4 protein-coding genes are annotated in these 6419 nt (G+C 69.7%); 3 read left to right on the top strand and 1 reads right to left on the bottom strand.

The window, feature by feature from the left end:
- Positions 1-728: 728 nt before the first annotated feature.
- The 3 genes from SLP03_RS31075 to SLP03_RS31085 all read left to right on the top strand — a co-directional run bounded on the left by SLP03_RS31075 (position 729) and on the right by SLP03_RS31085 (position 4371).
- The gene (locus SLP03_RS31075) at positions 729-1535 is read left to right on the top strand and encodes an alpha/beta hydrolase (protein ID WP_319464207.1); all 807 of its coding nucleotides are present in this window, start codon (positions 729-731) and stop codon (positions 1533-1535) included.
- Positions 1536-1823: 288 nt separating this feature from the next.
- Positions 1824-2840: a PP2C family protein-serine/threonine phosphatase gene (locus SLP03_RS31080; RefSeq protein WP_319464208.1), complete on the top strand. Its 1017-nt coding sequence runs from the start codon at positions 1824-1826 to the stop codon at positions 2838-2840.
- A gap of 214 nt (positions 2841-3054) precedes the next feature.
- Complete coding sequence (locus SLP03_RS31085) at positions 3055-4371, top strand: FUSC family protein (protein WP_319464209.1); 1317 nt, start codon at positions 3055-3057, stop codon at positions 4369-4371.
- Positions 4372-4485: 114 nt separating this feature from the next.
- Here the strand turns inward: SLP03_RS31085 and SLP03_RS31090 are convergent.
- On the bottom strand, positions 4486-6419 hold a 1934-nt coding region (locus SLP03_RS31090; RefSeq protein ID WP_319464210.1), incomplete at its 5' end, for a M28 family peptidase.

The following is a 6419-nucleotide window of genomic DNA, read 5'->3' on the forward strand; positions in this document are numbered from 1 at the left end:
TGCCGGTGAAGATACGATGAGACAAGGCCGTGCGGGCCCATCCTGACGTCACAATCATGATCGTCCCGCACGGCCACCTTCATGATCGACCCGGGTCTTTCCTCTACCGCGCACCAAGCCGTAAGAGTCCCGGCCTGCCGGCCTCCCGCGCCATCCCCGGCATGGCTCCTGACCTGTCGAAACACCTTCTGTCGGTTTCCGGCATCTTCCGCCGTTACTCGCGCTCGGTTGTGCCGGATCTGTGCCATGTGTTCATGAGGAACTAGCCAGCCTCTCACCGCCATCCCCAGGCTTCTTTGGACGCCAAGCTCCGTCGGCCGCCGTCTCGCCGACGGAGATGGACCCCTTCGTCCCGAGTGGGGGTGGCGAGCATCATCGGATGTCACCGGGTGCCGTCCTGCGGGGCGGGCGGTACGTCCACTCGATGCCAGCCACTGCCAGTAGCGCGCGTGAGGGCATCAGTAATGCACCTGCGGTCCAGACCCCTCGGGCAGCGAGGGCCGTCCCCGGCGCCGTACAGCTACCCGCCCGATCTTGGCACCTTGGCGCGTCGCATGCCGCTGGCTTCCGGTCGAAGGCTTCCGGAGTCAGTCTGACAAGTTCGAGCCCGCCGAAGAGTTCACCAGGCAGGACAAGTCCCAACCGGGCTCGCAGTCTGTTGCGTACGCAACGTTTGCCCAGGTGAGCGGGCACTTGGTCCCCGCGTGTGGGTGGTGGAAGATAGGTGAATGCGTGTGCGGAGCCGTAACAACGTCGTGCTGGCCGGTCGCGAGGACGGCCCTACCGTCGTGCTCGCGCACGGCTTCGGCTGCGACCAGCACATGTGGCGCTACATCACCGCCGAACTGGAACAGTGGGCCCGGGTGGTGCTGTTCGATCACGTCGGATCAGGTAAGGCTGACCCGACGGCCTGGGACGCCGACCGGTACGCCTCCCTGGACGGCTACGCCGATGATGTGCTGAGCATCTGCCAGGACCTGGACCTTCAGCAGCCGATCTTCGTCGGGCACTCGGTCAGTTCGAGCATCGGAGTCCTCGCAGCGAAGCGCGAGCCGGACCGCTTCGCCGCACTTGTCCTGGTCACCCCGTCACCGTGCTACCTCGATGACGGGGACTACCGAGGTGGTTTCACTCGCGATGACATCGACGAGTTGCTTGAGTCGCTGGACAGCAACTACCTCGGCTGGTCGTCAAGCATGGCCCCCGTGATCATGGGCAATCCTGAGCGGCCCGAGCTGGGTGAAGAGCTGACGGCAAGTTTCTGCCGGACGGACCCCGCAATGGCGCAGGTGTTCGCCCGCGCCACGTTCCTGTCCGACAATCGTGCCGACCTCGCCGCGGTGAGCGTTCCCACCCTGATCCTGCAATGCGCCCAGGACGCCATCGCGCCGCCTGAAGTCGGCGCGTTCGTGCACGCGCAGATCGCCGGAAGTCGGCTGGTCACCTTGGACGCGACCGGGCATTGCCCGCAGTTGAGCGCGCCGGAGGCCACGGCCGCAGCGATCACGTCGTTCATCAGGGCCGCTTACCGATGACCGCAGCTGCCCGACGTGGTCCTTCCCGCCAAGGTCCATGCGATGTCGGGAGCGCCGGGCCGAGCGAGGGGAGATTCCCCGCGTTGCTCGAAGACAACCTCGAGGACCTGTACGAGAATGCGCCCTGCGGGAACCTGTCCACCCTCCTGGACGGCACCATTGCGAAGATCAACGGCACCCTGCTGGCCTGGCTCGGCTACACCCGCGAGGAACTCGTCGGCCGGCGCCGCTTCAGCGACCTGCTCACCGGCGGGGGGCCGCATCTACCACGAAACCCACTTCGCACCCATGCTGACCATGCAGGGCGAGATCGGCGGTATCTCCCTCGAACTCCGCACCAAGGACGGCTCCCGCATGCCGGTCCTCGTCACCTCCGTCGTCAAGGCCAGCAGCGAAGGCCAACCCCAACTCATCCGCACGACCATCTTCGACGCCAGAGAACGCCGCGCCTACGAACGGGAGCTCCTCGACGCCCGCAGAGCCGCCGAACGCGAGGACGAACGGCTCCGGCAACTCGTCAGCAAACTGCAACGAAGTCTGCTCCCGGCCGTGCTGCAAACCCCGCCCGGCCTTGAGAGCGCCGCGTACTACCGGATGGCCTCCACCGACGAAGTCGGCGGGGACTTCTACGACCTGTTCCCCCTCGACGACGGCCGCTGGGGATTCTTCCTCGGCGATGTCAGCGGCAAAGGCGTCGAAGCGGCGGCCGTCACCGCCCTGGCCCGCTACACCCTGCGCGCCGCAACCGTCTACAACCCCGACCCTGCCGCCGCGCTGCACAACCTCAACACCGTGCTCTGGCAGGAATATCGCGACGACGCCCGCTACTGCACCGTCGTCTCCGGCATCCTCACTCCCACACCGACCGTCGGCGGGTTCAGCGCGGTCATCGCGAGCGGCGGACACCCCGAACCACTGCTGCTACGGGCCGACGGCTCCGCCTGCTACCAACGCACGAAGGGTCGCATCGTGGGGGCCTTCCCGACCTCCCAATACACCAACACCACCGTCGTAGCGAACCCCGGCGACACGTTGCTCCTCTACAGCGACGGACTCACCGAGGCCCGTACCGCCAGCAGCGAAACCCCCGACGGCCGTTACGGAGCGGCAGCCCTCGCCCGATTCGCCGCCGATCTCGCACCCACCAACGCCGCCGACGCCGTCACCGCCGTCACCGATCTACTCGGCACCTTCGGCGCCGGGCTCACCGACGACACCGCCCTCCTGGCCATCAGCGCCCCACACAGCCATTCCACTCACAGAGAGCCGCCGCCCGCGCCGAACCGTCCCGAGCGCCTCACATGATTCCGTGAAGCCGGCTATTTCACTTCCGTTCATTGACCAACGACCTGGTCGAGCGGACGCCGGCGGACCGGGGCCAGAGCCAGCAACGGTCCGGTAAGCCCGGCCGGTGCTGAGACGCCCGTCGCCCTGCCGAAGCTCGCCGCGCCCGTCGGCTCGGCGCCGGCCCGAACTCATCGCGGCGCTCGTCCCGGCCAGCCGCATGCTCGCCGGTGAGATGGCTGAGGACACGTTCGAGGGCGACTTCGGTGACCGTCACTTCGTGATGGCCTTGGGGATTGGCCGGACGTGCTGGGCGTGTGCATGGTACGAGTGCTCGGTGAGTCCTGATGGTCGCCGGCGGCCAGGCGTTAACCGGTCACGGCTTGACCGTGTTGTTGAGCATGTGAAGGCAACTGCTGCTCGGGTTCGGGGTCGAGGTGGCCGGGCGGGTCGATTGCGGCTGAATCAGCTGGAAGTCGCCCTGGTGATCTCGGTGCAGGCGGGACTCGCCGCAGCTCTGGCCTGGGCGATCGGACACGATGTGCTGGGCAACCCCGCGCCGATCTTCGCCCCTTCCGCCGCGGTGGGTACGATCGTCGCCGCGCTCGGCCAGCGTGCCCACCGCACGGTCGAACTGCTGCTCGGAGTCGGACTTGGTATCGCCACCACTGACTTCCTGCTGACCTTTCTGGGCACCGGGTTCTGGCAGACCGGATTTATCGTCGGATGCGCCATCTTCGCCACGCTCGTGCTGTTCGGGCGCAGCGGGGCTGCCGTTGGCCAGGCTGGCGGTACGGCGGTTCTACTCGCGACCCTGGCTCCGGCTCAGAAGGACCTTGAATGGCCACGGATTGTCGAAACGATGGTCGGCGGTGTCGTGGGCCTCGTGGTAGTCGCGTTGCTGGCGCCGCTGAACCCGATGCGGATCCTCGACCGCGACGCAGCCCCAATCTTCCAATGCCTCGCCGGTCAGCTGAGGGAGGTTTCCGCAGCGCTGGCAACAGGCGATCAGCAGCGGGCGGTTCGAGCGTTGGACGCACTACGCGGCATGGGATCCGACCTCGATCGGATGCACCAGGCGCTCAGCGGCGCCGAAGAGGTAGTTAGCCTGGCGCCTGCCCGTTGGCTGCGCCGTCAGGATGTGGAACGCTTCGCACGCGCGACCGCGCAAGTAGAACGAGTCATCGAACACAGCCGGGGGGTGGCCCGCCGGTCAGCGATGGCGTTGCAGTACAACGAGCCGATTCCCCCCGACCTGCCCGCCAGCGTCGGACAACTCGCCGATGCGGTCGAGCTGCTGCGCCGTGAGCATCGCGCCGGGCGCCCAACCGAGAGAACCCGCCACACGGTACGCGACGCCGTTTACAAGGCTGGCCGAGCCCGAGCCCTGGGAGTCGACGAATTCGGAGACGCGGTGGTGACCCAACTGCGCACCGCCGCGAGCGACTTACTTCGAGCTACCGGCTGCGACCCGACATCGGCAAATCGAGAAATACGGAATGAAATGCAGCGCGGCGAGGACTCTGTCCGAGCGCGCGGTAAGCCCGGATGAGTACGGCCCAAGGCAGGTCAGATCCCCGCGATCTTGCACTTAGCGCCCTCGTTCTGTGTGTTGTTCCTGCCTTTTGCCGAGGCCGCAAGTGCAAGATCGCGGGGAGGGGTGGGGTCAGAGGGGGTAGGTGCGGGCTACGGCGAGCATTTCGGAGGTGTGGGAGCCGGCCACGCCTACGGCGGCGGGGCGGGGGCGGAAGCCGGGGACGGCGGCCAGGCCGTCGCTGGCGTCCATGGCCCGCAACGTCACCTTGCCCGCCTTCGGGATCAGGGTCAGGGTGACCTCGATGCCCTCCGGCGGTGGGGCGTGGAAGACGATCCCGAAGCCCCAGCGGCCGTCGCGGGCCTTCACCGGCACGTCCCGCCCGGCCACGGTCGCAGACCGGACCGTGGCGGTCGAGGTGTCCACGTGCAGCGAGGCGAGACGGACCGGGCGCTGCGGGGTGAGCCGCAGTCGCAGGACCCGCTGGCCGCCCGAACGGGTGTCGGAGAGCACCTCCAGCTTCGGCGCGGGCAGGTCCGCCGCCTGCGCGGGTCCGGCTCGCAACTCGGCGTCGCCCAACCCCGGGAAGTCGTCCGCCACCGAGACCGTGCCGTCGACGTACCCGTCGGTCCAGGGCTGCGGGTCCTTCTCGCGGCTGAGCCACTCGGCGCGGCCGGTGCTGGCGTCCAACGCGTACATCAGGTGGGTGGGCACCGGGTGGGCGGCGTCGAAGCGGTCCACCGTGAGGCCGACCCCGGCGAGGACCACCGCCGCCAGCGCGGCGGCGGTGGCCGGCAGCGGGCCCAGCCGGCGGGCCCGTAGCGCGACCAGGCCCCGCTGCCCGCCGGCCTGCGGGTGCAGCAGGTCCACCACCGGCAGCGCGGCCAGCCCGAGCAGCACCGCGAAGAGCGCGGCGACCCCGCCCATCGCCATACCGAGCGCGGGGAAGAGCAGCACCACGGCGGGCAGCAGGATCACCACGCCGACCGCGCCGGCCAGGGCCACCGCGAGTACCGGCCACGGGCCGTCGATCCGGGTGGCCAGCGCCGCCAGGCCGGCGAGCGCGCCGGCCAGGGCGGGCAGGGTCGCCAGGTACGCCCCGCCCGGCACCAGGACGGCGAGCAGCACTCCGAGCAGGGCCAGCCAGGCCAGTCCGCCGAACGCGAGGGCGGCCGGGCCGGCCCACCGGCGGGTCAGCGCGTACCAGGCGAAGAGGATCGCGGCGGCGAGCGCCACCACGGCGAGCCGGTACCAGACCGGCCGGTACGGGTCGAGCAGTTCGGCGTAGCCGGGACGCAGCGCGGTGATCCCCGCCCAGAGCAGCCACGCGCCCAGCGGGGCGGCCACGATCGGCGCCAGCGCGAGCCCGAAGCCGGCGGCGAGCCGGCCGGCGGTGGCCCGGCCCCGCCGCCGCAGCAGCCAGCCGAGCACGCCGACCGCGACCACGGCGAGCAGCGCCAGCGGCAGGGTCAGCCAGCCGGGGTAGCGGACCAGCCCGCCCGGCACCGGGAAGTAGGTGGCGTCGTGGCCAGAGCGCAGCGCCGTCAGGTCGGTCCGGCCGAACTCCCGGGCCAGCCCGAGCGCGTTGTCGCCGTGCTGCTGGAGGCTGCCCCGGTCCATCGCCGCCGGGGTGTCCAGCGGCGTGTGGTAGACCGCACCGCCGTCGATATACGCCGAGTTCAACCCGACGAACTTCTTGTCCCCGAAGGCGGTGAAGTCGGTGTCGTTCGGCAGCGCCCGGTAGATCTCCACGGCGAACGAGGTGCCGACCGGGTGCGGGGCGGCGCGGCCGAAGACGTCCACCAGCTTCGCGTTGTTCCGGGACGTCTCGAACATGATCACGGGACCGGTCGAGCCGCGCGCCTCCAGGTTGAGCACCACCCCGCCGTCGGCGGCCAGCGGATGGCTCGACGCGAACGCCGAGGCGCCGCAGAGGCACGCCTCCTCCGCGTCGGTGAGCACGAAGACGACGTCGTTGCGCGGCCGGGGACCGGCGGTCAGCGCCCGGGCCACCTCCAGGAGGCTGGAGGTGCCGGCCGCGTCGTCGTTGCCGCCCGGCCCGGACT

Origin of the sequence: Micromonospora sp. RTP1Z1 (assembly GCF_033804685.1) — a bacterium.
Classification (GTDB): domain Bacteria; phylum Actinomycetota; class Actinomycetes; order Mycobacteriales; family Micromonosporaceae; genus Micromonospora.